The following is a 25,145-nucleotide window of genomic DNA, read 5'->3' on the forward strand; positions in this document are numbered from 1 at the left end:
GTTATTAAGGCGTGACGCGATGAACACGAGATGACAGTCAGATGATCAAACCGTGACAGGCCAGTGCGCGCCGCACAGCAATGTCTGGCCGTCACGGGCAGCCAGCACACCGTCCGGCAACGGGTTCTCAGCTAACCAGTTATCCATCTCATGACTGAGATGGGTGAGCCAGGTCTGACGCGGCTGGAGCATCTCTGCTATCGCCAGCGCCTGGGTCACATCATTATGGTTACGCGGTTCTGCTTGCGGCGGATCGTTGCAGTCAATCACCAGCTGGTCCAGCGGCTGACCGCGCAGGAAGTCGGCGGTGTCGGGTGGCAATCCGCAGGTATCACACAGCCAGGCGAGCCGGGTGCCGTGCCAGTCGAACAGATAGCCATGCGTCAGCTTCGAGTGCTGCAACGGCAGCGGCGTAACCTGCAGTTCACCAAAGGCGTGTGCTACAAACGGCGTTAAGGCGGGACGGAAATCGAGCAGGCCTGGATGTTTATAGAGATCGTCACAGCCTCGCGGATCGGGTGGACCCCAGACCGGAATCGGCGCGCCCACTCCCCAGCGCAGTGCAAAAAGCCCCTGCACATGATCCATGTGGTAGTGAGTCAGCAGAATGCGTGTCAGTGTGCCGGGCGGGAAGCGCGACGCCAGCAGCGGCAGACCGGCATCCAGCAGGATGCGTTCGCGACCAAACTCAATCAGCGCGCTGCAGGGCGCACGCGCGTAGCCACTATTGAGCTGCGCCCGCTGACAGGCGCGACAGTCGCAGCCCGGCAGCGGTGCGGCAGTGACCCCGCCAGTACCCAGAAAAGTGAGTTTCATTGATGCGCCTCCAGTATCTGACGCAGCAGGCACACGGTATCCGCCAGCGCGCCGTCGTTGTTGAGGATAAGGCAGCCATCGGGCTGCGGCTGTGCGGCGCGCGCCAGCCGCCGGGCGATCTCCGCCTCATCTTCCCGTCCGCGCTGGCGCAGCCGCGCTGCCAGCACGGCGGGTGTGACCTGCAGACAGACCGGCAGCAGCTGCGAGCCGAAACGGGCCTGCGCCTGCGCCAGATGCAGCCGCGAACCGTTCACCACCACATTTTGCCCGCGCAGCAGCCACTGTTCCGTCTCACAGCCAATGCCATAGCTGAAACCGTGCGCCTGCCAGCTCACCGCGAACAGACCGAGTGCTGCGCGACGGGCAAACTCCGCCTCGGTCAGCGCCACATGGTTTTCGCCGCCCGCATCGGCGGCGCGGGTAATGTAGCGATGGGCGATCAGCAGCCGTGGCGGAGGTGCCGCCCGCAGCGCATCCAGCAGGCTGTCTTTACCCGAGCCCGAGGGACCGGTGAGCCAGATCAGCCGCGCCATCAGTACACCTGCCGGCCTTTGCTCCAGACGTGCCGCACGTGCGGGTAGCCGTGTGCGGTGTGCGCCAGCACCAGATCGGCGCGGCAGCCTTCGGCGATTACCCCGCGATCTTCGAGCCCTAAGGCGCGCGCCGGGTTACAGGTGACCAGTGCAATCGCCTGCGCCATGCTGAGGCTGTTGCGCTCATCATCTGCCAGCCGGAACGCCGCATCCAGCAGGCTCGCCGGATAGTAATCGGAAGAGAGAATATTCAGCAGGCCGTGTGACGCCAGCTCCCAGGCGGCGACGTTCCCGGAGTGCGAGCCGCCGCGCACGATGTTAGGCGCGCCCATCAGCACCTGCATATTGCGATAACGCGAGGCGCGTGCCGCCTCCAGCGTGGTAGGAAACTCTGCAATGCGGCTGCCCGCGGCGTGAGACTCTTCAACGTGCGCCGCGGTGGCATCATCGTGGCTGGCAATGGCGATGCCATGTTCCCGGCAGAGTCCGGCAATCGCCTGACGATTGGGCTGTGACCACGCTGCCGCCAGGGTGAGCTGGTCATGCTCGAACTGATCCATCTCCGCGTCGTTAAGCTGATATTTGCCCTGATAATATTCGCGATACTTTGTCAGGGACGCGTACTGACGCTGGCCCGGTGAATGGTCCATCAGCGACACCAGCGCCAGCTCCGGCGTGCCCATCAGCGCTTCAAACAGCGGCGCAGTGGTGGGATGCGGCAGTTCACAGCGCAGATGCAGCAGATGCTCGGCCCGGTTCAGACCTTTGCGGTTGCTGTCGCGGATGGCGTCGATCATCTTGCTGAGGTTATCCAGCCGGTGCCCGCCGTCGCGCACATCCCCGACGCCAATCGCATCCAGCACCGTGGTAATGCCGCTGGAGACCATCAGCGCATCGTGGCTGCTCATCGCCGAGTGTGCCGGCCAGTCCACTTTCGGACGCGGCGTGAAAAACTTGTCGAGGTTATCGGTGTGCAGCTCCACCAGACCCGGCATCAGCCAGGCGCCCTCGCCATCCAGCGCGCCCGGCTGCTGGCTGGTGGTTTCGCTGAAGCTGCTGATGCGCTCGTCGCGAAACTCCAGCGATCCGGTTACCACTTCGTTTTCCAGCACCAGTCTGACGTTATTGATGATCATGCCTGCGCTCCTGTCTCGATTGGGTGCATCAGGTGCAGCCGGTCCGCTACCCGCTCGCGCACCGCCCGATCGTGAAAAATACCGACGATGGCGGCACCACGGGCGCGCGCCTGTTCAATTAGGCTCACCACCGCCTCGCTGTTGACACTGTCGAGCGAGGCGGTGGGTTCATCCAGCAGCAGCACCGGATAGTCGGCGATAAAGCCGCGAGCGATATTGACGCGCTGCTGCTCTCCGCCAGAGAAAGTGGACGGGGCCAGCGACCAGAGACGCTGCGGCACGTTGAGCCGGGTCAGCAGTTCGGCGGCACGTGCTTCACATAAGGCGCGCTCGACGCCGCGCTCCAGCAGCGGCTGCATCACAATCTCCAGCGTCGGCACGCGCGGTATCACCCGCAGAAACTGGCTGACCCAGCCCAGCGTGTCGCGGCGCAGGGCGATAATCTGGCGCGCCGATGCCTGCGCCATGTCGATCCACTCGCCCTGATGCGCGACCCGAATGTGGCCGCTGTCGGGCTGATAGTTGCCGTAAAGCGCGCGCAGCAGTGTGGATTTACCGCTGCCGGAATGACCGTGCAGCACGACGCATTCGCCCTCGCCTGCCGTCAGGCTGGCGTTGTGCAGCACCGGCAGCGCCGCGCCGTTCTGGTTATGCAGCACAAAGGTTTTACACAAATTCTCTACCCGCAGGCGCGGAGTGATAGTTGTCATTTAATTGAGCACCGAAGAGACCAGCAGTTGAGTGTAAGGATGATGAGGATCGTCCAGCACGCGGTCAGTCAGACCGCTCTCCACCACCCGCCCCTGCTTCATCACCAGCAGGCGATGCGCCAGCAGTCGTGCTACGCCGAGATCGTGGGTGACAATCACCACCGCCAGATTCAGTTCGCGCACCAGCGTCCGCAGCAGATCCAGCAGTCGCGCCTGCACCGACACATCCAGCCCGCCGGTCGGCTCATCCATAAACATCAACTGCGGCTGCGTCACCAGGTTCCGGGCGATCTGCAGCCGCTGCTGCATGCCGCCGGAAAAGGTGGTGGGCAGATCGTCGATGCGACCGGCGTCAATCTCCACCGCCTGCAGCCAGCGGCTCGCCTCGGCGCGGATATCGCCATAGTGGCGCTGTCCGGTCGCCATCAGCCGTTCGCCGATGTTGCCGCCCGCGCTGACCTGCGAACGCAGCCCGTCCATCGGATGCTGATGCACCACGCCCCATTCGGTGCGCAGCAGGCGACGGCGATCGCTTTCACTCATCTGATAGAGGTCGCGGTTCTGATAAAGAATGCTGCCCTGCTGCGGCGTCAGACGCGCTGACAGGCTCTGCAGCAGCGTGGTTTTACCGGAGCCGGACTCGCCGACAATGCCCAGCACTTCACCGGGCCAGAGATCAAAACTGACCTGCTCAAACCCTTTGCCCGGCGCATAAAGGTGGGTGAGCTGGTTCACCGCAAGCAGCGGCTGTTCACTGTGCATGTTGCTGTTCCTGCTGCTGATGGCAAAAGTCGGTGTCGGAGCAGACAAACATCCGCGTTCCCTGATCGTCCATCACCACCTCATCGAGATAGCTGTGGCGCGAGCCGCACAGCGCGCAGGGTTCATCCCACTGCTGCACGGTGAACGGATGATCGTCGAAGTCCAGGCTTTCCACGCGGGTGTAAGGCGGCAAGGCGTAGATGCGCTTTTCACGCCCGGCACCAAACAGCTGCAGCGCGGGCATCATGTGCATCTTCGGGTTGTCGAATTTGGGAATGGGCGAAGGATCCATCACATAGCGATCATTGACCCGGACCGGATAGGCGTAAGTCGTCGCGATGTGGCCGTAGCGGGCGATATCTTCATACAGCTTCACCTGCATGATGCCGTACTCCTCCAGCGCATGCATGGTGCGGGTTTCGGTTTCGCGCGGCTCGATAAAGCGCAGCGGCTCCGGGATCGGCACCTGGAAAATCAGGATCTGATCCTCTTCCAGCGGCGTTTCCGGGATGCGGTGCCGGGTCTGGATCAGGGTGGCATCGGCGGTGCGCTCGGTGGTGGCAGCATTGCTGACTCGCTTAAAGAACTGACGGATCGACACCGCATTGGTAGTGTCATCTGCGCCCTGATCGATCACTTTCAGCACATCCTGATCGCCAATCACGCTGGCGGTGATCTGGATGCCGCCGGTGCCCCAGCCGTAGGGCATCGGCATCTCACGTCCGGCGAACGGCACCTGATAGCCGGGGATCGCCACCGCTTTCAGGATGGCGCGGCGGATAGTGCGTTTGGTCTGCTCATCGAGATAGCCGTTGTTATAGCCGGCGAGTTCAGCCATGGTTGCGCTCCTGATAATCGTGCTGCAGCTGTTTCAGCAGTTCCAGTTCCGCCTGGAAATCGACGTAGTGCGGCAGCTTGAGATGCGAGACAAAGCCTGCGGCTTCCACGTTGTCGGCGTGCGACAGCACAAACTCTTCGTCCTGCGCCGGGCTGGTAACACGCTCATGCTGTTCGCGGCTTTGCAGCGCCCGGTCCACCAGCGCCATCGCCATCGCTTTACGTTCGGCGCGGCCAAACACCAGCCCATAACCCCGGGTAAAGTGCGGCGCCGTGTCGTCGCTGTGGGCAACGCCGTTGACCATTTCACACTCCGTCAGCAGCAGCTCACCGATCTCCAGTTCAAAACCCAGCTCTTCGGGACAGATACTGACGCTGAGAGTGCCGGTGCGGATCTCGCCGGCAAACGGATGGGTGCGGCCATAGCCGCGCTGGGTCGAATAACCCAGCGCCAGCAGAAAGCCTTCGTCGCCACGCACCAGCTGTTGCAGGCGGGCGGCGCGTGAGGCGGGAAAACTCATCGGCTCGCGAGTGATATCGACAGGCTCGCTGCCGTCATCCATCTCAGCGGCGGCCAGCCCTTCATCGCTCATCATGCTGAACATGTGCGGGCACTGGTCAGGCACCGAACGATCGTCACGCGGCGCGGCAGGCGTTTCGCCATTGGCCAGCAGGGTGAAGTCGAGCAGACGGTGGCTGTAGTCGTAAGTTGGTCCCAGCACCTGGCCGCCCGGCAGATCTTTATAGACCGCCGAGATGCGGCGTTCGATGCGCATCGCACCGGTCGCCAGTGGCGTGCTCTCCGCCAGGCGTGGCAGCGTGGTGCGATAGGCGCGCAACAGAAAGATCGCCTCGACCAGATCGCCGCTGGCCTGCTTAATCGCCAGCGCCGCCAGCTCAGGATCGTAAATTCCTCCCTCGGTCATCACCCGATCCACCGCCAGTCCCAGCTGCTGCGCCACCTGATCGCAGCCGAGTTCGGCTACCGCTCTATCGCCGCGCCGCAGATCGGCCTGCAACTGGTGGGCATTTGAAATGGCTTTTTCGCCCCCTTTCACCGCGACATACATCAGCACACCTCCACAACGGTGGTGCGCGGCACGGCCATGATCGCTTCGCCACAGGTGAAGATCAGGTCCACGCCCTGTGGAAACGGATGCGGACGAGTGCGCAGATATTCCAGCACGCTTTCGGGCAGCTGTGGCGCGATGGCGCGGGTTTCCCGCAGGCCAGGGCCGGAGAGGCGCAGCGTCAGGCCGCCATTCAGCGACGGCACTTCGATAATCAGCGTGGTGCTTTTTTCTGGTGACATGTTGTCACCGGCCGCGAACTGCGTCGGGTCGGGCTGCGCCGCCGCATGGCTCAGGGCAAAAGGCGCATCCTGCTGCGTGGTGATCGGCGCACCGGTATGGAAGCGCAGATTGTTGCGCAGCTGTTCGTTGTCGATTTCCGCATCCAGCCAGACCGGGCTTTCCTGATCGACCAGCGTCAGCAGCAGCGCCGTGGCCGCCGGTGACAGTGCGCCCCAGCCCTGTTGCAGCGGCAGCGAGACCATCACGCCCGGTTCGCTCATCGCTTTCAGAATGCGGCGAAACGCGCGCTGCGCATCCGCCACCGGATGGTTAAAACTTGCCAGTAAAGTCATCAGTTATCTCCGCGAACCAGCGTAAAGAAATCCACTTTGCTGCTGGCGATCTCGCGGGCGCGCAGCTGTCGCTGCTCATCGCGCCACGCCGCCAGCGGGGTAATAATCTTCTCTTCCAGCAGTTGCCGGGTTTCCGGCTGCTGCAACAGCGCATCCAGCAGGGCGCAGCGCTCGGCATGGGCTTTGTCACGCCCTAACAGATAGCTGTAACCCAGTGTGCCGTCGCTGAGCTGCACCACCGCGCGCGTCACCGTGGCATCACCCATCACAAAGCGTTTGCCGGTGGCCCCCATCCGCGCCTGCAACCGTGTCAGCCCGATCTCTGCCGGACGGATCAGGGTAAAGGCGGGCTGGAGGTTAAGCGCCTGCCAGTGCGTCTCAAGCAAGGCGGCGCTGCTGTGCGCCAGCACCGACAGCCAGCGCTGGCGATCCGTTTGCTGTTCCATTAGTGCTCCAGAGTCAGTTCAATCATGTCGCCGCGCGTCAGGCTGACGGAGTATTCCGCCACCGCGCCATCACTGGTTTTGTTCAGGGTCCGCACACAGAGCAGTGGGGAATGCAGCGCGATGTCGAGCTGCCGACACTCTTTGGCCTGCGCCCGGCGGGTGCTGATGCGGGTCTGGGTGCGTACCAGCTGCTTTCCGGTGTGCTCCACTAAGAAGTCGTGCAGCGATCCGCTGTTAAATTGCTGAAGCTGTGGCCACCAGCTGAGGTCGGCGAGGAAATGGTTAATCAGGCAGAGCGGCACGCCGTTGGCGCGACGCAGGGTGCGCAGATGAATGACGTTGTCGCCCTCTTTCACGCCCAGCGCATTGGCAACGTCGTTGCTGGCCGGACGCAGCACCGCCAGCAGCCGTTCGCTGGTGGGATGACTGCCCTGCTCCAGCAGGTTCTGGCTGAATCGCGCCTGGGCATGCAGCGGATAGTCATAAGGGCGCATCAAAACCAGGATGCCGACGCCGTGACGGCGCTGCAGCAGCCCTTTGTGCACCAGCTCATCCACCGCCCGACGCAGCGTGTGGCGATTCACCTCATAGTGATCGGCCAGCTGTTGCTCGGAAGGAAGATAGTCGCCGCAGCGGTAGCGCTCTTTCAGCGCCTGCTCCAGTTGTGCGGCAACAGCCTGATAGACAGTGGTCGGATGTCTGGATAACTCCATCACGATGAAATCCTCACGGGTTACAGAGTGGGAACGCAGTGAAAAGACGCTGCGGGATGGTGTTAGCTTGAGGGGATCAGATGACAGAACCGTGACGCGGGGGTGAAGGAGAGGTGAATGTGGTGGCTGGAAAATGAGGAGTATTTGTCAGGGTGAGTGGCTGGCAGGAAACCGCCGGGCATGGGGTGATAGCCCCCGCTTCAGCGGTCATTTTCTCTGCCGGGCCGGGAGTCAATCAATCAGAAGAACGTCATTCCCTGATAAGGCTGAGCAAGGCAGGCTCTGATACGGCTCTCAAGATCGCCATCATGGATCTCGAGCCTGTGGCCATCGGGGTCCAGAAAGTAGAAGGAGTTCCCCTCGCTTTTATTGCGCTTCCACTCTGTCACACCCGCCGCTCTCAATCGCTCAACGAACGCATTAAATTCGTCACCAGCAATAGTGAATGCATAGTGTGAATCGCCACGGATAATCTAGACACTTCCGAGCCGTTGATAATACTGGTTTTCATATTCTGTCGGTGGCATCTGATCGCTAGAACCATGCCGACGCTTACTGTTATAAAACATTTCGATGTAATCAAAAATATCGCTGCGGGCTTCTTCCCGCGTTCCGTAGATCTTTTTCTTTATCCGTTCGCGTTTCAACAACTGGAAAAAGCTTTCTGCAACCGCATTATCATGGCAGTTACCGCGACGGCTCATGCTGCCCTCCAGGCCGTGTGATTTCAGGAACGACTGCCACTCATGGCTTGTGTACTGACTGCCCTGATCCGAATGAACCAACACCTGTTTTTGGGGATTACGCCGCCATACAGCCATCAGCAGTGCGTTCAGGACAATGTCCTTTGTCATCCAGGATTGCATGGACCAGCCGATAATTTTGCGTGAGAACAGATCAACAACCACGGCAAGATACAGCCAGCCTTCGTGGGTCCTGATGTAGGTTATGTCCGTTACCCAACGCTCATCCGGAGCATCCGGATTGAACTGTCGCTGGAGCCTGTTGGGCGACACGATACTGGCCTCGCCTTTACGTGCCCGCGGGCTCCGGTATCCGACCTGAGCCTTTATCCCGACACGTTTCATCAGTCGCCAGACTCTGTTCACTCCGCACTGTTGCCCGCTGTCCCGCAGATCCAAATGGATTTTGCGATAACCATAGACGCATCCCGATTCCAGCCAGAACTGTTTAATCTGTCCTGTCAGTCTTAGGTCTGCCTGATGGCGTTGTGAATGCGGCTGCTGAAGCCAGGCGTAAAAACCACTGGGATGAACATCCAGCACCCGACAGAGCAGGCGACCAGGCCAGCAACAGATGTTGTCACGGATAAAGGCGTACCTCAGTCGGACAGCTTTGCGAAGTACGCCGCGGCTTTTTTTAATATGTCCCGTTCGTCGGTAACCCGCTTCAGCTCTTTCTGGAGACGGCGGATCTCGGCCTGAGCATCTGACTCTTCTTTATTAGTGGAAGAATCTGGACCGTACTTCTTTATCCAGGCGTAAAGGCTGTGGGTGGTGATATCGAGACGTGTTGCAACGCTGGCAACAGAATAACCGCGATCAACAACCTGTTTGACTGCTTCAATTTTAAACTCTTCGGGATAACGCTTACCGCTCATGGACACCTCTCTTTAAGCCATCTTAAATGACTCTGAGGTGTCTGTTAAACTCGTGGCGATTCAGTGTGTGTAATCATTTCCAGCCGAGACGGTATCCACAGAGAGACAGAGCCAGAGTTCACCCAGCGAAAGATAAGCGCCGTGATCCCATGCCGCTTTGGGGATGAATCCAAGGGTCTCCGTATAAAAATTCAGGCTACTGGCCAGGTTGCTAACTGCGAGTGTGAGGTGATTGAGTCCGGTCAGCATGTAAAACTCTTTATCAGAATGCAGAAGAATTTAATTTACAGGAATCAGATTTCTTTGCACACAAAGAGAATTAACAGCCGTTTGTATATCAGCCGAATCTCTGCCGGACCCACCCCGGAAAGAGGAAACTGGAGCCGGCAATACAGCCGGGACCGGCGCGCGATGAGCAGATAATGAAGACCGGGCTTGCACGAAAGGAACGACGGGTTTCATGGTGTACACTGGAACGAACTAACGTTGCGCTTAAGGAGAGAATATGTACGGACCGGATCCCACCAATCCCCATCCAATGGAAGGTTTCCCACAGGTTTGTTTTATCAAAAATACGGTGAAAAACCCCAACATCATAATCGGGGATTTTACTTATTATGATGATCCTGAAGACTCAGAAAACTTCGAGCGCAATGTCCTTTATCACTTCCCCTTTATTGGTGACAAACTGATCATGGGTAAATTCTGCGCGATAGCCAGAGGCGTTCAGTTCATCATGAACGGGGCAAACCATAACATGGCGGGTTTCTCCACTTTTCCGTTTTACATTTTCGGAAACGGATGGGAAACAGCCCAGCCTCAGGCCGGCGATCTGCCCTATAAAGGCGATACGGTGATTGGTAATGATGTATGGGTGGGTTATCAGGCGCTGATTATGCCAGGCGTTAAAATCGGCAACGGCGCAATAATCTCGTCACGTTCTGTTGTGACGTCGGATGTCCCGGCCTATTCGATTGTGGGTGGCAACCCGGCCAGAGTGATCAGGCAGCGTTTTACCGATGAAACCATATCCCGACTAGAGAAGCTGGCCTGGTGGGACTGGCCGGTAGAAAAGATTACTCAAAACCTACCGGCAATTATCTCCGCAGACCTTGAAGCACTGCCAGATGAATAGCCGGGCAGAAGTGGAATAAACGCTGTCCGCTGCTGACATAGGGCGGCGATCATCCGACACGGGTTCGCATAATTTCGCGCAGATTGATGTATCAATGTGTCTGCTTTAGCACTGGAGCGCAGGTTAAAACAGGAGTTGTTATGCTCTACATCTTTAGTGGCCTTCCGGGTTGCGGAAAAAGCACTATCGCTAAAATGTTATCTGAAAAATTAAAAGCGGTGTATTTACGCGTCGACACAGTTGAACAGGCTCTGCGTAATAGTTCAGCAACTTTCAGGGATATTGGCCCTGAAGGCTACTTCATCCTTTATGAGCTTGCGCGGGACAATCTGAAACGGGGATTACCGGTTATCACTGACTCGGTGAATGACCTTAATCTTGTACGTGATAGTTTTCGTGATATCGCACTATCATCAGGTGTTCCCTTTCTGGAAATTGAAATCCTCTGTTCTGATCCGGAACAGCATCGTGCCCGTGTAGAGAACAGAATCTCAGATATTCCTGGTTTAAAAGTGCCTGACTGGCAAGCCGTTGTGGATCGTGTTTATGAACCGTGGAGCAGAGAGCATCTGAAGCTGGATACGGCGGAATTTTCGCCTGCTGAGTGCGTTGATATCATCCTCCAGACAAGCATTTAGCCCTGACCACGTTTAGCCCGCACCCTTAACGGCAATAAATGTTTTAACCTGAGGCTGCATGTTGCCCTACCCTCAGGGATTAAAACCGGTAAAACAGAAGTAGCCACGCTATTCCCTCAGCTTAAGCGATTATATCAGCAGTCGCTGGTAAAGGATGAATGAAGCAACCTAGTTATTACAATGGTTTTGTCCGCTATGAGCGAAAAGCAGACATCCGCAATGTTCACGCCCAGTGGCGATTTTGTTTAAATAGCCATGTATTAGTTAACAGGGATCAGGTCACATCTATACAATCTGGACCTACTATTAGATTAGGCATCGTCCATTTAGCAAAATTTGTAGTAAACTATCACCAAGAAACTTGGTCAGTATAAAAAGGAAAGTTTATCTATGGCTCCAGGCTATGTATATATTCTGGTCAATCCGAGCATGCCGGGATTGATTAAGGTCGGTCGAACACTACGTGATTCTCGTATGAGGGCGCGTGAGCTATCCTCTACAGGTGTTCCAACACCCTTTCAAGTGGCCTTCGAAATATTTGCAGAACAACATGAAACGCTGGAGGCTAGAGTACATATTGAGTTAACAGATTTTCGTGTCAATGCGGCACGCGAATTCTTTCGCTATCCGCTCGACAAAGCCATTGCATTATTGCTCCAATTAGCGGAACCAATCCAAATTTCCGCTGAGCAATATGTAGCCGAAGATGTAACGCAACGGCTTCGAGAAAAGTATGCCATGTACCTACGTTCCGATATTGTGGCAGTCAGGGTTGTTCAGATGCCTGGACGTGTCTGGTTAGAAATTACGACCGAGAAAGAAACTGCTGGTTATCTCGTGGACCAGACAATCCAACGTACGGACCTAGCATTCATTGCTGACACAGATGAGGCATTCTTTCGACCAGAAGATGATGTCCGCCTAAATGCAAATAAACTAGTTAATGACTACGATGTATATTCTATAATCATGACTACGGATCTTTTTCATGATGAAGCTTGTCAACAAATAGTGCGTATGCATCAAGCGCAAAAATAATTTGTCTGATGCGCTAGGCATAACTCTATTCTAGAATCATATTATGCAAATGACGTCCGTTTCTGAAACGTATAGTTTGGAGGATTCCTGATTGCTATTAGTTAGTAACGGATGTTCGCAGTTTTCTGCAAGCAACGGAAGGATTTATTTACGTGTAATCGCGTGCTAATCGTAAGGAAGCCGATCAAGCAAGATCCTTATGATGAGTTCATTGTTAGAGCATATGCGAAGAAACTAATTTGAATCATCCGCCATTCCCCCACGATCAGCCGCTAGCTATCTTAGTTCTAATTTCGATTTCAATGCTGGAAATTGTGTGCCAAGGATCTTTTCCGTTGAGGCCAAATATGGATAGCGATCCAAGGCTAGTAGAAGCATTTGAGCCTCAAGTATATCTCCTTCTTTAAACAGTTCTCCTTCCTTGTATGGTGTAGTTTTCAAAGACAACTTGTCTTGATGACCTTCTTTAGTTTTAACTGAAACTAACCTGCAACGCTTATCCGCAGGGGCTTCGACAAAGGCTGCATGGTCGCCACGTGGATTACGATGTATGACTTCACAAAATTGCCCCATGTAAGGTTTTCCTCGCAGGTGTTCGCATTTAGAGTAACGCTCACCGCAAATGGAACAGTCCAATCTATCGGAAACAAATCCTGCACTAATGAATACCTGTGGTGGGAAGATGTTATCTTCTAACCGCTCCAAAGCCTCCATCCGTTGCTCGCAGTGCACAAATCCCCTATGTGCACGACTTGCGTCTAAACAGCCCATTTGTGCTGCCACAAGTTGGTCCCATGCCTCATTAGGCATGTCAAGTTTTAATAAAATCCACATCATTAATTCTGATCGCACAGCACCTATAGCGCACTCGAACCCCAAGAAGAGGTTCGCTTTATCTTCTTTATCGCGATGCACGGCCTCGAATTTTAACCGCGTAGCGTTAAACAACAAAAGGTCTAGTGCCAAACATTGTTCCAATTGCAACTGACTAGATCGGGCGAGAGAGAGATAAGTTTCAGCTTTCTGTATACCTTTATTGAAGAAACTGATTATCTGTTCGAACGTCATTTTAACTGATTGCTCCACGGGTGAAATTTTCACTATTTGTCCCCCAACGCCTTGACAATATCGGCGATATCACTCAATCCATCAGGATGACCACTATAATGGACTTCTTTGCAGGAACCGTCTGCTTGCTGGATGATGACATTGAGCGAGGCTTTGCTACTTTTGGATCCTTTAAACAAGTCATAAAGATAGTTCGTAATAATTCCTAGAGTTATGGATAGAACATTGGGATTCTGTGATAACAAGCCGGTCGATAGAAAAAGTGTAGGCCCGAACCACTCAAAGCCATACTGTTGCAGATAAGCTGGTTGATTATCATCGTCGAAAATCTCGACATAGGGGATCTTGCTTGACCTTAGCAGAGTCCTCACCGTGTCAGATTCAACGTGCTGACGAAACTCTTCGATCGATTTTGCCGTTGCTAGGTTGCTCGGCAGGATTGCAAGCCCATTGGGAACGGTGATCCCAAAGTTTTTTAATTTCTCAGAAACGGAAACGTGGTTGCGCACTTTTGTGCTCATTGAAAAACCCCTCAGTTTTTTTTAGAAATGACTTCAGGCAAATTTTTATATTAATCGTTTCCGAAGGAATTAAAACTTATAGTGAGTGTATTCCCACCGAAAATGTGTACATTTCCTGCCCTTGCCACAATGATCATAAAACGGCCTGATGTCTAATACTGAATTGTTACGTGCAAATAGATATGACTTGTTCCCCGCTGACTAAGGCCAGCTGCTTTAAAACTTCACCTTCTGGCACAAAGCGGACACATCCACCAGCGCCCAACATCATATTAATAAAGAATGGAGCGACAGCCATCAGGATGCACACACCCACTCAGACTGCCGCTACCAGCTTGCCCCTATTCTGCCGTCCCTATTCCCACCTTCTCACGCCCACTATCCGTCAGTGACGCTCTCACCTGCGGCAGGCTTTCCGGGTAATTCTGCTGAATAAACTCAATCATCTTCTCACGCACGTAACAGCGTAAATCAAAGGCGATTGGGGAGTTCTGCGCGGTCATCAGCATCCTGATGGTCATCGTTTTCTCGGTGGTGTCGGTCACCTGTAGCACAGACGTTTCCTGATCCCAAAGCTTGGTTTCACTCAGCACCTTTTCAAAATGCTTGCGCAGCGGCTCCAGCGGCATGGAGTAATCCACGTAAAGGAACACCGAGCCTAAGATCTGGGCGTTATTGCGCGTCCAGTTCTGAAACGGGTTTTCGGTAAAGTAGGTGATCGGCAACACCAGCCGACGCAAATCCCAGATGCGCACCACCACATAGGTCAGGTTGATCTCCTCAATCCAGCCCCACTCTTTTTCTACCACTACCGCATCATCAATTTTAATAGGCTGGGTAAAGGCAATCTGAATACCGGCGAACAGATTGACCAGCGACTTCTGCAGCGCAAAACCAATAATGATGCCGGCGACACCCGCACCGGCCAGAATGGTGGTGCCGAATTTCCGGACGCCAGGGAAGCTGAGCAGAATCAGCGAAACACAGAACAGAACCAGGATGACAATAACCACTTTTTTGACATAGATAATCTGCGTGCGAATTTTACGCGCACGAAGGTTATTGGAAATATTAATGTCATAGCGGATATAAAGCATATCCTGCGCCACATTGGTCAGCCGGATTAAGACCGAGCAAAATGACATAATAATAAAGACATTGATGATATTGGTGATTAAAGAGAGAGATTCCGGTTGGAAATCGATGTAATTAACGCCGACATTAATCATTAATAACGGAATAAAAAAGAACATCGAGCCGCTAAGATGCTTCTCAAGGGATTTAAACAGTTTTCTGTCACGAATCTGCCAGTAGCGGATGAACCGGAGCAGGATAAGGCGGGCCAGAAATCCCAGCACAAAAGAGAGCGAGACGAGTAATACAACAGGCACCCATGACGGGAAACCAGATAACTCACCGAATAACAATGGCATTATTTTCCCTTATAGTAAGCTGACAACCTCAGGCTGTCAGATAAGTGACAAACTCAGTAACCGTTGTCTTCACGGCTATCCGTTCGTAACACAATCAGCGCACATAAGTATGAACCATAGCGGCGAAGTTAACAGGAAATGCACGGTGATGCGTCCAGAGAGGCTGTCGCGCGCCAGCCTTATGGCTACTGATACAGAGGCCGAATGTTGGCCCTCATGTCACCGTCCAGCCAGCTAACCCCATTAAAATATCTGATACAACACGGCCACTTTTTCACTCCCCATTATTTAGGCTGCCCTGGCCATCCGGCAACAAAGACGTTGCCAGAATCACTAAGCGTAACGCTTTGCGTGGACGTTTTTGTGCCATCTGCTAATTTTTAAGCTGTTCCCCTGCTGCTGAGAAAAACAACAATATGATTAACACCCTTAAACTTTCCTCTGATTTTCGTCGCAGTTTCCTGCGTGAAGTCCTGGTGCCGCTGGTCGCTATCTTATTGCTGACGTTTGTAGGTGCAGGCGCTGCGCTCTTTGTTGGTACCTCACTCACCAATACGGAGGCCCGCCATCAGCAGCAACGGATGATTGAAGCCTCTTTTTCACAGAGTCTGAATGAGCATCTGCGCCAGCTGCATAGCCTGTCGCGCTGGGGACCCTTTGAGCAGCATCTGGCGGAGGGCAACAGCAGCAGGTGGCTGGATGAGAACATTGGGCTGTGGCTGTATGAGATGTTCGGCCATCAGCTGATTCTGGTGCTGGACCAGCAAAATCAGATTGTCAGAGTCTGGCGCGAAGGCCAGCCGGTCTCCGCCCCTGAAAATGACCCGCTGATTGGTGAGGTGCTGCAAAGCCCGCTGGTCAACGATCCGGCGCGCCACGATAACGCGGATTATGTCCGTGTGACAAACCGTGCCGCCGCGCTGGCTGTAGGTAACATCCAGCGGGAGAGCAATGCCCTGCCGCGTTTCCGGCTGGTGAGCCTGAAATTTCTTGATGACGGCTATCTGACGGGCCTGGCGGAACGCAATCAGCTGCAGGGGCTGCACTTCTCCGACGGCACGCCACAGCCGGGAATCGGTGCGCGCTATCTGCTGATCGCGCAGGCGGGTGAGGCGGTTGGCTATCTGAACTGGATCCCCTCCCGTCCCGGTGCGCAGATGCTGCGCACCATCGGGCCATCTACCGGGCTGGCGGTACTGGCGATATCCCTGCTGTGCCTTTATATGGTGCGGCGACTCTGGAATTCGTCGGTGAACCTCTCGCAATCCATGCTCAGGCTCGGCGCGTCGGAGGCTCAGGCACAGCACCTGGCGTTTCATGATGTGCTGACCGGCCTGCCGAACCGCGCACTGGTCGAAGACCGCTTAACCCAGGCGCTGGCCCTGGCGACGCGCCACGATCAACGCGTGGCGCTGCTGCTCATCGACCTCGACCGCTTTAAAACCATCAACGATACCCACGGTCATCACGCCGGAGATGAACTGATCATCGCGGTCGCACAGCGCCTGAGCCGTATCGTGCGGGCCAGCGATACGGTAGGACGCATCGGCGGTGATGAATTTATCGTGGTGATGCCAGATGTCGATAATATCGGCCAGGTGCATAGCCTGGCGCAGCGCATTATCGATGAACTGAGTGAGCCTTTTACGCTGTTTGGCAGCGATGTCTGGAGTGGTGCCAGTATCGGACTGGCGCTGGCACCCAAAGATGGGGTTGATCGGCTGGAACTGATGCGCAAAGCGGATATTGCGCTTTATGAGGCCAAAAGCGGCGGGCGCGGCACGTATCGACAGTTTGAACGGGCGATGGATGAGTCGGTGCGGACCCGACAGACCATCGCTGCCGACCTGCGTACGGCGCTGCATACCCATCAGGGGCTGGAGGTGTGGTATCAGCCGCTGATGGATATTGGCGGCCAGCAGATGGTGGGCATCGAAGCGCTGCTGCGCTGGCACCATCCAGCCCGCGGCCTGATTGCGCCTGGCGAATTTATCGCGATTGCCGAAGAGACCGGCCTGATTATTCCGCTGGGCGAATGGGTGCTGGCTGAAGCCTGCGTCACTCAGCAGCGTTTTCCCGAGCTGCTGGTGGCGGTCAACGTCTCGCCGGTACAGTTCCGCTCTACCGGCTTTGTTGAGCGGGTGATGGCGATTGTCAGCCAGAACGGCGGCGATCCGAAGCGCCTGGAACTGGAGATCACCGAAGGGGTGTTAATCGAAGATGAACGCGAAGCACGCGCCATTATTGTGGAGCTGCGTGACGCGGGCTTCCGGATTGCGCTGGATGACTTTGGCACCGGTTACTCCAGCCTGAACTATCTCAGCAACTTTCCGGTGGATAAAATCAAAATCGATCGCTCATTTACCCAGTCGCTGGGCGTGGCGGAAAATTCAGTGGCGATTGTTGAATCGGTGGTGAAACTGGGTCATGCCATGGGTCTGATGGTGACAGCAGAAGGCGTCGAGACGCCAGGGCAGATGTCTGCGCTGGCAGATGCGGGCTGTAATCAGTTGCAGGGCTATCTGTTCAGTCAGGCGGTGCCCGCCGATCAGCTCTCAGCACTGATGAAAACGATTGCGCCAGACAACGCGCAGCACGAGTGATCGCTGATGTGGAAAGCCTGAGCACAACGTTGTGCTCAGGCTTTCCGGCTGCGTGATGCATCTGAGATCAGAAGATCAACATCGCCATTTACCCGTCGTCGCGGGAAATTAAACCCCCAGGCTATCCAGCAGCGCGGCAGAATGGGCGACCGCGCCAAAGATGCCGCCCTGCATATGGATCATGCTCAGCGCCGCCTCATGATGACGCTGCTCGGTCGCAGCGCAGCAATCGGACAACACCAGGCACTCAAAGCCGCGATCGTTGGCTTCGCGCAGCGTGGTGTGGACGCAGACGTCGGTGGTAATGCCGGTGAGGATCAGATTACGGATGCCGCGACTGCGCAATATCAGCTCCAGATCGGTGGCATAAAACGATCCCTTACCCGGCTTATCAATCACCACTTCACCCGGCAGCGGTGCCAGCTCCGGGATAATCTCCCAGCCCGGTTCACCGCGCACCAGAATACGGCCGCACGGTCCGTCATCCCCGATCCCGGCGTTCATTCGCCGCGAGCGCCAGCGTTTGTTGGCGGGCAAATCACTGAGATCGGGCCGGTGCCCTTCGCGGGTATGAATAACCGGAAACTGCCGGGCGCGCATCGCCGCCAGCACCTGCTGCAACGGGACAATGGGGGCGCGGGTCAGACTCACGTCATAGCCCATGCTGTCGACATAACCGCCCACGCCACAGAAGTCGGTCTGCATATCAATCACGATCAGCGCGGTGTCAGCCGGCGTAAAAGTGCCGTCAAACGGCCAGGCGTAGGGGGTTGAATTAACGCTGTAGTCGGGCATTGCTGTTCTCCATTACCGGGCGCGGCATGCGCATTCTGCTGATCACGCTGTAGCTGATGGCGGCAGTTACCAGACCAATAACCGCTTCACCAAATTGAGGGAAAGCGACGTGGGCGATCACCGCACACAGGCTGCCAATCGCCCAGGCGGCAAACGCAGTACCACGAAAACGCTGCGCCGGACGCTGCTCGCTGATGCGCGCCATAAAAATTAAATCCACGATCATCACGGCACCAAACGGCGGCACCACAATGCCAAGCAGGCTGAGCCACTCCAGGAAGTAAGACCAGACGCCCGCCAGCGCCAGTACGCCGCCAATGGCACCCAGGATCAGCGTCCAGAGCCGCATTTTGCTGCTGAACAGATGACTGAAGCCTACCGCCCCGTTATAGAGGCAGTGTGTGCAGACCGATCCGAGATTGATAAAGACAAACAGGCAGGCCACTACCGACAAAAAGGCGCTGTGCCCCATCAGCATCGGCAGGAAGTTACCGCCATTGGTCAGCGGATCAACCGCGGCACCCACGGCCACAATCACCACACCGAACAGGTAAGAGATAACATTGGCAACCGGGAAGGCAGAAAACGCGGCGATCACCGCCGAACGGCCATTCTTCGACCAGCGGGTAAAGTCAGCGGTCATGGTGCCGGAGTCAGCAAAACCGGCCACCACCATGGTGACGGCGGTGCCCATACTCATTGCACCGGCTGCGCTGGCGCTGCCCTTCCACTGCGTCACCACGGAGAAGTCGTGCTGTTTACTAATCAGCCACAGCGCCACCATTCCCAGCACCACAAACAGCGGCGCGGCGATCATCCCCAGTACCGACAACGCCCGCACGCCCAGGAAGGTAATGCTGGTATAGAGGATCATGGCAAAGGCCGTCACCGCCAGCGCATTCCAGCCGAAGGTCTGATTAATGACCGTGCCGGTAAGGCCGGTCTGGAAGGCATACCAGCCGATCACCACCGTCGAGAGAAAACCCGAGACCAGGATGTAGCCTTTGCTGCCAAAGGTGCGTCTGGCCTGCAGGGCGAAATTCATTCCGCTATTACCGGCGTACCAGCTCAGCGCGCCGACATAGGCGAACAGCACCAGATTTCCCAGCAGAATAGCAATCAGCGCGGGCCAGAACCCCAGATGCCAGGTGATGATGCCGCCAAACAGCGCATTGGTGAGGATCATCGGAAATCCAAACCAGACGGCCGAGACAGAGCGGGTAGAATGACGGTGCGAAAGCGGTACCGGCTCATGTTCAAACTCCTGCTCCAGCGCAGGCGTAGTAGACGTTTTCATTGGGCGATTCCGGGTTGAAGGTGATTCCACGGCTGAATGCGCTCGAAAGCGGCACTGGCAGCCAGCACTAAGGCATCATCAAGATGACGTCCGACAATCTGCAGACCGATGGGCAAGCCGCTGGCAGTAAAACCGGCGGGCACGGACGCGGCGGGCTGACCGGTGAAGTTGAACGGGTAGCAGAACGAGAGCCAGTGATCGCTGCGGACCATGCGGCCATCAATGATCTCCGGTCCCTGCATCCCCAGCGGAAACGGCGGCACCGCCAGCGTCGGGGTAATCAGCAGGTCAAAGCGCTGCATAAAGCGCCACAGGCAGTTGCTGACCGCTTTGCGGGTGGTGATGGCATCGGTGAAGTTTTCCGCCCGCCAGTCGCGCTGCAGCATGGCGACCAGATGCGGCGACATCTCGCCGCCCTGCTCCGCCAGCATCTGGCGCATGCCGGTGAGATCGCTCTCCATCGCCACCAGCGCGCCAAAGGCCGCCGACGGATCAGGGAAGCCGGGATCGGCCAGTTCCAGTTCAGCACCGATTTCAGCGGCAAAACGCTGCACCGCCGCGCTGACCACTGCCCGCACTTCCGGATCAACGGCCACATAGCCAAAATCTGCGCTGAAGGCGATGCGCAGTTTGCCTGGCAGATGGTGTGGCGCGCCCAGCCAGTCGACATCGCTGCAGGGAATCGAGTGGCGATCGCGCATATCCGGTCCTGCCATCAGCGACATCATCAGCGCGGCATCGCGCACGCTGCGCGTCATCGGACCGATGTGCTCCAGCGACTCCCAGCTCGACACGCCGGGGTAGCGTTCATCACGGCAGCCGGGCCAGAGCGGCACCCGGCCCATCGACGCCTTGAAGCCGAAAATACCGCAGTGCGCCGCCGGAATGCGTACCGACCCGCCGCCGTCGCTGCCCAGTGCAATCGGGCAGAGCCGCGCCGCCACCGCCGCACCCGAACCGGCGCTGGAACCCCCTGGCGTCATGCTCAAATCCCAGGGATTCCGTGGCGACGGAAACAGCGGATTGTGCCCGACCCCGCTGTAGCCAAACTCCGGTGCGGTGGTTTTGCCAAGCAGAATGGCGTCGGCGGCCAGCAACCGTTCCACCGTGATGTCATCATCTTCCGGCACGAAATCTTTGTACGCCGCCGAACCGGAGGTGGTTCTGACGTTTGCGGTGCAGATTAAATCTTTCACCGCCAGCGGTACGCCTGCCAGCGCGCCCAGTGTTTCACCGCGTGCCCGTCGGGCATCCACGGCGCTGGCCTGTGCCATTGCCAGTTCAGGCGTCGGGGTACAAAAAGCCTGTATCGCCGGTTCCCGCTGTTCCATCCGTGCCAGCGCCGCCCCGGTCAGCTCATAAGCCGACACGTCCCCGCTGCGAATCAGAGCGGCCATCGTGGTGGCATCTTCGTCTAATAAGGAGTCAAGCATGGGTTACCTCGCCAAAAGTGTACCTGTCAGCTAGTGCATGAAGCGTGCCAGTTAGCGGTGAATCAACCGGTCTGAGGTGGGGATGCCAGATGGAATACGGGCTGGGATACAAGATCGAATTCTTATGATGCCAGGTGGAGGCGACTGTTTATTTTTCCAGCACGATGATGGCGCAGGGCTGCGCGATAAGGGGGCGTAATAGCTGAATGGTTTGCGGGCTGCTTTACAAAACGATGTCGGTAATCAGCAACAGCGGCCGATATGCTGGAATGAATAACCACATTTTTACCAGGGATGTTTGACCGGTCTGAGCAGGCACTGAAAAATCACGGCTTAAAGATTCACATGCAGCCTGCAGGGATGATAAGTGCGCATTGAGGAAGATATTTATCTCGAAAACTACGAAATCAGACGAAAAAGATTCATTTATGATCGTCAGGTTTATCACAGCTACGTGTTTGTTGTCGGTAATGAGACTTACACCGTCATCGTTGGCGACCGGATAGATGAACAGACCTTTAACCGTATCGGATACCGGATGCCACCCGGTATCGCCTTTCCGGTTAACGGGCTGGCTGAAGTCTGTTTTGACGTGTTCGATGGTCTGGAGTGCCTGGGCGATTTCCGCCATATCAGCTTTGCAGGATTAGGCAGTGCTGTCGTTTACAAAAGCGTACTCCTGGCGTTAATGGCACACCATGAAAGCTTCTTTATAGGCGGTTTTGTTTTCCAGGCTGCATCAGGAGAGATCGTTGACCGCAATCGCCCGACACCCCTTGAGGAGATCTACGACGCTTTGCTTGGGTTAAAAAATGAACTACGCTACAATCGCCGGACAGGGTTGCCAAAGAAAGCGCCGCAACCTTTAATCCCGGACTGTTTCCGGGCTTATAAAGTAGTGACTACAGGGAGAGCTTGCTATGTCGTTTTACAATAAACACGATGAAACAACCCCTTTGGCTCCGGTCGAAACCAGGTATAAGGAGTTAAGGGCACTATTGATTGCTGAATGGCTGGCCAGACCCGATCTGCCCGCCATTAAAGCCCAGTTAGCTCAGAGGAAAAAACGCTCGTCGTCTGCCCTGTTACGCCGAAAGTTGAAAGAGCTGAATGCGCGCGAAATGCAGAAAGCTAAGATCAGCGCTTAACGCTTAAAGGCCCGATAGCGGGCCTTTCGTTTTTTTATCAGCTTCTGGCTCACTCGCAGACGGCTTTCCGCCACCCGCAACTCACCTCTACTCCGGAAAATCCGTCTCCACCGACGTCTGTTTCCACGCTTCGATCTCAGCCAGCCGCTCTTTGAGCTTGCTGGTTACGGCATCATGGCCCCAGGCGCCCATTACCAGATGGCGTGGCGGGTTATCATGCTCAGTGATGGCAATCATCGCCGTGGCGGCCCGCGCCGGATCGCCCTTCTGCGTGCCGCTGTATTCGGCGGTGGCTTTCATCCGTGCGGCTGCAGTCTCTGCATAGTCTGGCAGCGTGCTCGGTGTCTGATGCAGGGAGCGTCCCGCCCAGTCGGTGCGGAACGGACCTGGCTCAACACAGGTGACGCGAATGCCCAGCGGTCCCGCTTCCAGCGCCAGCGAATCTGACCAGCCTTCCACCGCATGTTTGCTGGCAGAGTAGTAGCCTGAGCTGGCAAAACCAATTAAGCCTGCCACCGAGGTAATGTTGATGACGTGGCCGCTGCGCGCCTTTCTCATCGCGGGCAGCACGGCGCGGGTCAGGGCAAACAGGCCAAAGACGTTGGCATCAAACTGCGCGCGGATTTCGCTTTCCACACCCTCTTCCACCGAGCTCTGATAGCCGTAACCGGCGTTGTTTACCAGCACATCAATGGTGCCGAACCTGTCCAGTGCCGTTTTGACGGCCTGGTCGATGCTCGCCTGGTGGGTCACATCCAGCGCTACTGCCAGCGCGTTGTCGTGTCCCTCAACCAGATCGGCAATGGAAGAGGTATCACGTGCCGTCACGACGACCTTAAAACCACGCGCGATGGTCTGCTGCGCCAGTTCACGACCAAATCCGGTCGAACATCCCGATATTAACCAGACAGGGCTGGAGTGAGCAGTCATGGTAAGACTCCCGTTGATGATGATGAAGTGACTGGAGACCCGGACGCGAGTGCATCCGGGATTTAAGGTTAGCGAGGCGCGACCACCCCACTTAGCCCTTAATGCTTTTTATTGAACAGCTGGCTGGCGGTGTCGCTGATGATCTGTGCCGCACCGCGATCGCCTTTCACCATCGACGCCATAAAAGCTTTCGCCTGTTTAAAGGTGATGTGCGGCGGTAACGGGGCAACTTCCGGATCGGTTTTCACCTCCAGCAATACCGGGCGATCGGCGCTGAGCGCACGCTGCCAGGCCGCCGCCAGATCGTCAGGATTATCGACAAAAATACCGACCATCCCCAGCGACTGCGCAAACTCGGCATACTTCACGTCCGGCAGTTGCTGCGAGGCGTCAAAGCGGGGATTGCCCTCCATGACCCGCTGCTCCCAGGTAACCTGATTGAGATCCTGGTTGTTGAACACGCAGACGATCAGGCGTGGATCGGCCCACTGCTGCCAGTATTTCTGAAGCGTGATCAGCTCCGCCATATTGTTCATCTGCATGGCGCCGTCACCCACCAGCGCCACTATCGGTTTATCGGGATGGGCAAATTTTGCGGCAATCGCATAAGGCACCGCCGCGCCCATACAGGCCAGGCCACCGGAGAGCGAGGCGCGCTGACCCTGCTTAACCCGATAGTCGCGGGCGAACCAGTTGGCACAGGAACCAGAGTCCGAGGTGACAATGGCGTTATCCGGCAGTTGTGGCGACATCTCCCACACCACCCGCTGCGGGTTGACCGGATTAGCGGGTGCCATGGCGCGCTCTTCCATCAGCGTCCACCAGTCGCGCACCTGAAGCGCGATATCTTCCTGCCAGCTGCGATCCTCTTTGTGCTCCAGCAGCGGCAGCAGAGCGCGCAGGGTTTCAGCCGCATCGCCATGCAGGTTCACTTCGCTGGGATAGCGCAGTCCGAGCATGGCGGGATCGATGTCGATCTGCACCGCACGCGCCTTGCCCTCTTCCGGCAGGAACTCCGTCCACGGGAAGCCGCTGCCGATCATCAGCAGGGTGTCGCAGTTCTGCATTAAATCGGATGAGGGCTTCGTGCCCAGCAGGCCAATCGAACCGGTCACAAACGGCGCATCGTCCGGCAGCACATCTTTGCCCAGCAGCGCTTTTGCCACGCCCGCACCCAGCACATTGGCGACCTGTACCACCTCGACGGCGGCGTTACGAGCGCCTGCGCCAATCAGAATCGCCACTTTTTTACCGGCGTTAAGCACTTCAGCGGCGCGTTGCAGATCCGCTTCATAAGGGATCACTTTAGGACGCTGATAGCCGCTGCCAGAATGGGTAAAACCGTGCAGATGCTGCGGCGGCTGCCACTCTTCATCCTGAATATCTTTAGGGATGATGATCACCGCCACGCCGTTTTGCGCTTTGGCTATGCGCACGCCCCGGTCGAGCAGATGGCGCACCTGGGTCGAAGTCGAGGCTTCCTGAACGAAGTTGGCAACGTCCGAGAAGATGCGATCCAGGTTCATCTCCTGCTGATAACTGGAGCCGCGCGCGGTCGCTTCCGCCTGGCCGGCAATCGCCAGCACCGGAGCATGATCCATTTTGGCGTCATAGAGTCCGGTCAGCAGATGGGTCGCGCCCGGCCCGCCGGTAGAGAGGCAGACGCCCAGCTCACCGGTGAATTTGGCGTGTCCGGCCGCCATAAAGGCCGCCATCTCTTCGTGACGTACCTGAATAAATTCGATGCCGTCGCCTTTGGCGTTAGCACGCTGAATGGCGCCCAGCACCCCATTGATGCCATCTCCCGGATAGCCATAGATGCGTGTGACGCCCCACTCTTTCAGGCGCTGGACAAAAAAATCACTGGTTTTCATGCTCATCGTCGCG

The 25,145-nt window shown here is 56.5% G+C and carries 25 protein-coding genes and 2 pseudogenes; 6 read left to right on the forward strand and 21 right to left on the reverse strand.

The window, feature by feature from the left end; all coding sequences use genetic code 11:
• Positions 1-45: 45 nt before the first annotated feature.
• The 13 genes and pseudogenes from phnP to GVJ63_RS05775 all read right to left on the reverse strand — a co-directional run.
• Complete coding sequence (phnP, locus tag GVJ63_RS05715; protein WP_033767649.1) at positions 46-816, reverse strand: phosphonate metabolism protein PhnP; 771 nt, start codon at positions 814-816, stop codon at positions 46-48.
• Entirely contained in the window at positions 813-1,349 is a 537-nt protein-coding gene (gene phnN / locus GVJ63_RS05720; protein ID WP_010670885.1) for a ribose 1,5-bisphosphokinase, read from the reverse strand. Before phnN ends, phnP begins: the two co-directional genes overlap by 4 nt.
• Positions 1,349-2,485: an alpha-D-ribose 1-methylphosphonate 5-triphosphate diphosphatase gene (phnM, locus tag GVJ63_RS05725; protein ID WP_159226533.1), complete on the reverse strand. Its 1,137-nt coding sequence runs from the start codon at positions 2,483-2,485 to the stop codon at positions 1,349-1,351. Before phnM ends, phnN begins: the two co-directional genes overlap by 1 nt.
• The gene (gene phnL, locus GVJ63_RS05730) at positions 2,482-3,195 is read right to left on the reverse strand and encodes a phosphonate C-P lyase system protein PhnL (RefSeq protein WP_033772090.1); all 714 of its coding nucleotides are present in this window, start codon (positions 3,193-3,195) and stop codon (positions 2,482-2,484) included. The genes phnM and phnL overlap by 4 nt, the downstream gene beginning before the upstream one ends.
• Positions 3,196-3,957 carry a phosphonate C-P lyase system protein PhnK gene (phnK, locus tag GVJ63_RS05735; RefSeq protein ID WP_013358336.1) on the reverse strand — a complete coding sequence of 254 codons (762 nt, stop codon included), beginning with the start codon at positions 3,955-3,957 and terminating at the stop codon, positions 3,196-3,198.
• Positions 3,947-4,795 carry an alpha-D-ribose 1-methylphosphonate 5-phosphate C-P-lyase PhnJ gene (locus GVJ63_RS05740; protein ID WP_159226534.1) on the reverse strand — a complete coding sequence of 283 codons (849 nt, stop codon included), beginning with the start codon at positions 4,793-4,795 and terminating at the stop codon, positions 3,947-3,949. Before GVJ63_RS05740 ends, phnK begins: the two co-directional genes overlap by 11 nt.
• Positions 4,788-5,864, reverse strand: coding sequence for a carbon-phosphorus lyase complex subunit PhnI (locus GVJ63_RS05745; protein ID WP_033758254.1), 1,077 nt, complete (start codon positions 5,862-5,864; stop codon positions 4,788-4,790). The genes GVJ63_RS05740 and GVJ63_RS05745 overlap by 8 nt, the downstream gene beginning before the upstream one ends.
• Positions 5,864-6,439, reverse strand: coding sequence for a phosphonate C-P lyase system protein PhnH (gene phnH / locus GVJ63_RS05750; RefSeq protein WP_010247799.1), 576 nt, complete (start codon positions 6,437-6,439; stop codon positions 5,864-5,866). The genes GVJ63_RS05745 and phnH overlap by 1 nt, the downstream gene beginning before the upstream one ends.
• Entirely contained in the window at positions 6,439-6,885 is a 447-nt protein-coding gene (gene phnG / locus GVJ63_RS05755) for a phosphonate C-P lyase system protein PhnG (protein ID WP_010247802.1), read from the reverse strand. Before phnG ends, phnH begins: the two co-directional genes overlap by 1 nt.
• A complete protein-coding gene (gene phnF / locus GVJ63_RS05760; protein WP_010247805.1) occupies positions 6,885-7,598 on the reverse strand; it encodes a phosphonate metabolism transcriptional regulator PhnF in 714 nt (237 codons plus the stop codon). Before phnF ends, phnG begins: the two co-directional genes overlap by 1 nt.
• A 239-nt stretch (positions 7,599-7,837) precedes the next feature.
• A pseudogene (locus GVJ63_RS22315) lies at positions 7,838-8,056 on the reverse strand (VOC family protein); the annotation flags it as partial.
• Between the two features lie 15 nt (positions 8,057-8,071).
• Positions 8,072-9,219 (reverse strand): IS3 family transposase gene (locus GVJ63_RS05770; RefSeq protein ID WP_159226536.1). Its coding sequence is split into 2 segments (ribosomal slippage): positions 8,072-8,982 and positions 8,982-9,219, totalling 1,149 coding nucleotides; the frame shifts between segments, so codons are not numbered across the junction.
• A gap of 63 nt (positions 9,220-9,282) precedes the next feature.
• Positions 9,283-9,468: pseudogene (locus GVJ63_RS05775) on the reverse strand (VOC family protein); the annotation flags it as partial.
• Between the two features lie 256 nt (positions 9,469-9,724).
• Between GVJ63_RS05775 and GVJ63_RS05780 the strand changes: the two are divergent.
• From GVJ63_RS05780 to GVJ63_RS22320, 3 genes are all read left to right on the forward strand, one after another.
• Positions 9,725-10,354: a Vat family streptogramin A O-acetyltransferase gene (locus tag GVJ63_RS05780; RefSeq protein WP_010670891.1), complete on the forward strand. Its 630-nt coding sequence runs from the start codon at positions 9,725-9,727 to the stop codon at positions 10,352-10,354.
• Positions 10,355-10,494: 140 nt separating this feature from the next.
• Positions 10,495-10,992, forward strand: a complete 498-nt coding sequence (locus tag GVJ63_RS05785) for an AAA family ATPase (protein WP_159226537.1) — start codon at positions 10,495-10,497, stop codon at positions 10,990-10,992.
• A gap of 390 nt (positions 10,993-11,382) precedes the next feature.
• Entirely contained in the window at positions 11,383-12,030 is a 648-nt protein-coding gene (locus tag GVJ63_RS22320; RefSeq protein WP_159226538.1) for a GIY-YIG nuclease family protein, read from the forward strand.
• A gap of 276 nt (positions 12,031-12,306) precedes the next feature.
• On the opposite strand, the gene GVJ63_RS05795 is transcribed toward GVJ63_RS22320, so the two are convergent.
• From GVJ63_RS05795 to GVJ63_RS05805, 3 genes are all read right to left on the reverse strand, one after another.
• Positions 12,307-13,131, reverse strand: a complete 825-nt coding sequence (locus GVJ63_RS05795) for a hypothetical protein (protein WP_159226539.1) — start codon at positions 13,129-13,131, stop codon at positions 12,307-12,309.
• Positions 13,131-13,619 carry a hypothetical protein gene (locus GVJ63_RS05800; RefSeq protein WP_159226540.1) on the reverse strand — a complete coding sequence of 163 codons (489 nt, stop codon included), beginning with the start codon at positions 13,617-13,619 and terminating at the stop codon, positions 13,131-13,133. Before GVJ63_RS05800 ends, GVJ63_RS05795 begins: the two co-directional genes overlap by 1 nt.
• A 341-nt stretch (positions 13,620-13,960) precedes the next feature.
• On the reverse strand, positions 13,961-15,052 hold the full coding sequence (locus GVJ63_RS05805) for a mechanosensitive ion channel family protein (RefSeq protein WP_010247815.1): 1,092 nt from the start codon (positions 15,050-15,052) through the stop codon (positions 13,961-13,963).
• A gap of 416 nt (positions 15,053-15,468) precedes the next feature.
• Here GVJ63_RS05805 and GVJ63_RS05810 point away from each other — a divergent pair, with 416 nt between their 5' ends.
• The gene (locus tag GVJ63_RS05810) at positions 15,469-17,655 is read left to right on the forward strand and encodes a bifunctional diguanylate cyclase/phosphodiesterase (RefSeq protein WP_159226541.1); all 2,187 of its coding nucleotides are present in this window, start codon (positions 15,469-15,471) and stop codon (positions 17,653-17,655) included.
• 108 nt (positions 17,656-17,763) lie between these two features.
• On the opposite strand, the gene GVJ63_RS05815 is transcribed toward GVJ63_RS05810, so the two are convergent.
• From GVJ63_RS05815 to GVJ63_RS05825, 3 genes are read right to left on the reverse strand one after another with little or no spacing between them, the layout of a single operon-like run.
• Positions 17,764-18,450: a cysteine hydrolase family protein gene (locus tag GVJ63_RS05815; protein WP_159226542.1), complete on the reverse strand. Its 687-nt coding sequence runs from the start codon at positions 18,448-18,450 to the stop codon at positions 17,764-17,766.
• A complete protein-coding gene (locus GVJ63_RS05820) occupies positions 18,431-19,747 on the reverse strand; it encodes a cytosine permease (protein ID WP_159226543.1) in 1,317 nt (438 codons plus the stop codon). The genes GVJ63_RS05815 and GVJ63_RS05820 overlap by 20 nt, the downstream gene beginning before the upstream one ends.
• Positions 19,744-21,180, reverse strand: a complete 1,437-nt coding sequence (locus GVJ63_RS05825; protein ID WP_159226544.1) for an amidase — start codon at positions 21,178-21,180, stop codon at positions 19,744-19,746. The genes GVJ63_RS05820 and GVJ63_RS05825 overlap by 4 nt, the downstream gene beginning before the upstream one ends.
• Before the next feature lie 367 nt (positions 21,181-21,547).
• On the opposite strand from GVJ63_RS05825, the gene GVJ63_RS05830 reads away from it, so the two are divergent.
• Both GVJ63_RS05830 and GVJ63_RS05835 read left to right on the forward strand, forming a co-directional pair.
• On the forward strand, positions 21,548-22,117 hold the full coding sequence (locus GVJ63_RS05830) for a hypothetical protein (RefSeq protein WP_159226545.1): 570 nt from the start codon (positions 21,548-21,550) through the stop codon (positions 22,115-22,117).
• Entirely contained in the window at positions 22,101-22,328 is a 228-nt protein-coding gene (locus tag GVJ63_RS05835) for a hypothetical protein (RefSeq protein ID WP_029519618.1), read from the forward strand. Before GVJ63_RS05830 ends, GVJ63_RS05835 begins: the two co-directional genes overlap by 17 nt.
• Before the next feature lie 87 nt (positions 22,329-22,415).
• On the opposite strand, the gene GVJ63_RS05840 is transcribed toward GVJ63_RS05835, so the two are convergent.
• Positions 22,416-23,258 carry an oxidoreductase gene (locus tag GVJ63_RS05840; RefSeq protein ID WP_060680509.1) on the reverse strand — a complete coding sequence of 281 codons (843 nt, stop codon included), beginning with the start codon at positions 23,256-23,258 and terminating at the stop codon, positions 22,416-22,418.
• 98 nt (positions 23,259-23,356) lie between these two features.
• The gene (locus GVJ63_RS05845; RefSeq protein WP_159226546.1) at positions 23,357-25,138 is read right to left on the reverse strand and encodes a thiamine pyrophosphate-requiring protein; all 1,782 of its coding nucleotides are present in this window, start codon (positions 25,136-25,138) and stop codon (positions 23,357-23,359) included.
• Between the last annotated feature and the right edge of the window lie 7 nt (positions 25,139-25,145).

This window comes from Pantoea sp. 18059 (assembly GCF_902706165.1).
In the GTDB taxonomy this organism is placed as follows: Bacteria; Pseudomonadota; Gammaproteobacteria; order Enterobacterales; family Enterobacteriaceae; genus Pantoea; species Pantoea agglomerans.

Coding starts and splice junctions, on each gene's coding strand:
- phnL (WP_033772090.1), bottom strand. CDS start 3,195: ATGACAACTATCACTCCGCGCCTGCGGGTAGAGAATTTGTGTAAAACC.
- GVJ63_RS05825 (WP_159226544.1), bottom strand. CDS start 21,180: ATGCTTGACTCCTTATTAGACGAAGATGCCACCACGATGGCCGCTCTG.
- GVJ63_RS05820 (WP_159226543.1), bottom strand. CDS start 19,747: ATGAAAACGTCTACTACGCCTGCGCTGGAGCAGGAGTTTGAACATGAG.
- GVJ63_RS05800 (WP_159226540.1), bottom strand. CDS start 13,619: ATGAGCACAAAAGTGCGCAACCACGTTTCCGTTTCTGAGAAATTAAAA.
- phnM (WP_159226533.1), bottom strand. CDS start 2,485: ATGATCATCAATAACGTCAGACTGGTGCTGGAAAACGAAGTGGTAACC.
- GVJ63_RS05840 (WP_060680509.1), bottom strand. CDS start 23,258: ATGACTGCTCACTCCAGCCCTGTCTGGTTAATATCGGGATGTTCGACC.
- GVJ63_RS05780 (WP_010670891.1), top strand. CDS start 9,725: ATGTACGGACCGGATCCCACCAATCCCCATCCAATGGAAGGTTTCCCA.
- phnK (WP_013358336.1), bottom strand. CDS start 3,957: ATGCACAGTGAACAGCCGCTGCTTGCGGTGAACCAGCTCACCCACCTT.
- phnF (WP_010247805.1), bottom strand. CDS start 7,598: ATGGAGTTATCCAGACATCCGACCACTGTCTATCAGGCTGTTGCCGCA.
- GVJ63_RS05810 (WP_159226541.1), top strand. CDS start 15,469: ATGATTAACACCCTTAAACTTTCCTCTGATTTTCGTCGCAGTTTCCTG.
- GVJ63_RS05845 (WP_159226546.1), bottom strand. CDS start 25,138: ATGAGCATGAAAACCAGTGATTTTTTTGTCCAGCGCCTGAAAGAGTGG.
- GVJ63_RS05815 (WP_159226542.1), bottom strand. CDS start 18,450: ATGCCCGACTACAGCGTTAATTCAACCCCCTACGCCTGGCCGTTTGAC.
- phnP (WP_033767649.1), bottom strand. CDS start 816: ATGAAACTCACTTTTCTGGGTACTGGCGGGGTCACTGCCGCACCGCTG.
- GVJ63_RS05740 (WP_159226534.1), bottom strand. CDS start 4,795: ATGGCTGAACTCGCCGGCTATAACAACGGCTATCTCGATGAGCAGACC.
- phnH (WP_010247799.1), bottom strand. CDS start 6,439: ATGACTTTACTGGCAAGTTTTAACCATCCGGTGGCGGATGCGCAGCGC.
- GVJ63_RS05785 (WP_159226537.1), top strand. CDS start 10,495: ATGCTCTACATCTTTAGTGGCCTTCCGGGTTGCGGAAAAAGCACTATC.
- GVJ63_RS05835 (WP_029519618.1), top strand. CDS start 22,101: ATGTCGTTTTACAATAAACACGATGAAACAACCCCTTTGGCTCCGGTC.
- phnN (WP_010670885.1), bottom strand. CDS start 1,349: ATGGCGCGGCTGATCTGGCTCACCGGTCCCTCGGGCTCGGGTAAAGAC.
- GVJ63_RS05745 (WP_033758254.1), bottom strand. CDS start 5,864: ATGTATGTCGCGGTGAAAGGGGGCGAAAAAGCCATTTCAAATGCCCAC.
- phnG (WP_010247802.1), bottom strand. CDS start 6,885: ATGGAACAGCAAACGGATCGCCAGCGCTGGCTGTCGGTGCTGGCGCAC.
- GVJ63_RS05805 (WP_010247815.1), bottom strand. CDS start 15,052: ATGCCATTGTTATTCGGTGAGTTATCTGGTTTCCCGTCATGGGTGCCT.
- GVJ63_RS22320 (WP_159226538.1), top strand. CDS start 11,383: ATGGCTCCAGGCTATGTATATATTCTGGTCAATCCGAGCATGCCGGGA.